A 1,697-nucleotide genomic window follows, 5' to 3' on the forward strand; every position below is an offset into this window, starting at 1 on the left:
TTCTTCACTGAGTTCGCCCTGGTTGTTCAAGCCCATGAGTTGGCGGATGTGTTTGAAGAATGGGGTTTCTTCGGGTCGCTGGCCGCCTCTGAGGAAGTCGACGAAGGCGCTGGCGGTGCCGTCCCACCAGGTTCCGGCTTGGTTACTGGCGGCGTCGACGACGTCGAAACCGGGCCAATGCCAGGGGGTCAGGCGGCGGTCGGTGTCTTTGGCCCAGCCGTGGACGATGGAGCCGTCTGCTGCCAGGACTTGGACGTTGACCCAGCTCTGCTGGTGGTCATCCTGCTGCACGGTGGTGTGGCGGGTGATGCCCGTGGTCCAGTCTGTCGCCAGGTCGATGACCGAGGGGGCATCGTCTCTGGGTTCGGCTTTGATCGGGTCGCCCTGGCGCAGCCGCACCAGGGTCCAGTGCTGTTTCGGCAGGTTTTCGGCGTAACGGCGGCTGTCGAGCAGAAAGCGCGGCACATCCTCGGCGCTGAAGATTTCCAGGTGCAGCATGGGGCGCGAGGCCGGCTGGTTGGCCAGCAAGGTGTCGGAGCTGGAAACTTGCTGGCCCAGGTGGCCGATGACCTCGCCCATGCTGAGCGGAATCGGTGGCACAGGGATCTCGATGCTGTCGAAGGCGGCGGGTGCGCTGAACGCGTCCAACTCCTCCAGATACACCCGACCCGGAACCGGCAGCTCAGTGATTTGAACGCCGTCCGGTTGGGTGGCAATACCGCCCTCGACAATGCGCCGGACCAGGCCCCATTTATCATTCCCTGCCATCGGCTCGATTTCGATCACTGAGCCGCGGACCAGTATTCCCAGTTCGGTGCTGCTATCCAGCGCCCTGACCGTAAGGCCCTCAATCAGTTGGTCGTTCAGGGTCCACTGGTTTTTGGTCTTCAGGCCGGCGCGGTGCTGCTTTTTGGGCCACCACCTGGGCGTTCGGTCGAGGGTTGCCTGGTAGCTCGCGCCATCGGCCAGGTGCATATAAAGGCTGTACAGGACAAGCTCCGGCGGCGATATGACGGCGGCGGGCTTGCACATCGGAGGCTGCGGCTTGGGTTGGCTGCCGAGCACGACGGTTGCGACCGGCGGCTCGCCGCCAAACCAGCGATTGGGCAAGGTTGTGGGCAGGCGGTCCAGGCTGTAGAGGGGGAGCCAGGGCTCAGCCACGGGTTCGCGTGTCCAGGTGGCAACCGAGGGCGGCTGGATGCGGACCTTGGCCCAGCCGTTTTGCAGTTCCATCAGTGCGACGCGTGCGTACAGCGGCAGCCAACCGACGGTGGGGCCGTGGGCTCGGGTTGCCAGTCGGGTGCCGTAGTCGGGTTCGACAGTGGCTGACGCTAAATCGTCGTCGCTGGCGGGGGCCGGCAGAGGGGGTGCTTGCAGACGGTGACGGACCAGGACAAAGCCGGTGGAGTAAGGTCGCAACACAGCCGTGGCCTGGGCTTCTTGACCTTCATCGGCGTTAGCAACCTCTTCTGTATTGACCTCCAGAGGTATATCGACCACCGGCGTGGCATCCGGGTAATGCTCATCGATTCGGTAGGCAACGATCTCTCCGTCGGCCACGCATTGCACCCCCTCCTCGATTGAAAACACGTTGGCCGTGCCACGGTCGAAATGGATGCCGCCGTGAAAGTGGCCATTGTTGCCCAGGGGGAAATGCCCACCGTCCGCAAGCGCCAACCCGGCGTAGGCGTCCTGGA

General features: G+C 63.9%; 1 pseudogene. It reads right to left on the bottom strand.

Annotated elements, in window-relative coordinates:
• A pseudogene (locus tag MF4836_RS35445) lies at positions 1 to 1,697 on the bottom strand (hypothetical protein); the annotation flags it as partial.

This window comes from Pseudomonas sp. MF4836, assembly GCF_002018875.1.
Lineage (GTDB): Bacteria > Pseudomonadota > Gammaproteobacteria > Pseudomonadales > Pseudomonadaceae > Aquipseudomonas.